This is a genomic window from Bartonella sp. MR168JLCBS, from assembly GCF_042194175.1.
In genome coordinates, this window is record NZ_JBHIMP010000419.1 from 1 (window position 1) to 676 (window position 676).

Annotated in this window: 1 protein-coding gene; it reads left to right on the forward strand. The window is 28.0% G+C overall.

Annotated elements, in window-relative coordinates; translation table 11 throughout:
* Positions 1 to 364 precede the first annotated feature (364 nt).
* The coding region (locus ACFIK8_RS11725) for a kinase/pyrophosphorylase (protein ID WP_375669525.1) at positions 365 to 676 on the forward strand (312 nt) is incomplete at its 3' end.

Consider the following 676-nt stretch of genomic DNA (forward strand, 5'->3'; position numbering starts at 1 on the left):
TTAATAAAGAAATATAACAACGCCTTATATCGTTAATAAATAAATATTCAAAAAGAATTTTATTTTTTCTGAAATTTTTTATTAATAATTTAAGGAACAAAGATTTTTCTTATTTAAACCTGTGTTTAATGGGGATTATTATTTATACTTCATTCATCCTCAATTTTATCCACAAAGAAAAAGAAAAAAAAATAAATTATACCTATATCTTAAGGGTATTATCCCCATTATTTTTTCATGAGAGGACTTTATTTATTATAATTGTTCAATTTGTGTATAATAATGGAAAATTTTCTCTAAATTTTCATTTTATAAAAGACTATCAGGATATATACACATTTATTAACAAGGGATTAAAATTTTTGTGATAAGAGAAAAAAAATCCTCTCATCTACACATGCTTTCTGATGCAACAGGGGAGACATTAATCTCTGTCGGAAGGGCTGTTGCATCACAATATGCGACAAGTCAGGTAACAGAACATATTTATCCGATGATTCGCAACGAAACACAGTTACGGAGAGCTCTTGATGAGATACAACAGGAGCTTGGTATTGTTCTTTACACAATCATTGATAAAAAAATTAAACTGCTTCTTAAGAAAAGATGTGAGAAAATGGAAGTTCCTTGTATTGATATACTGCATCCTGTTTTGGATGCCTTCCAATCTTATCTT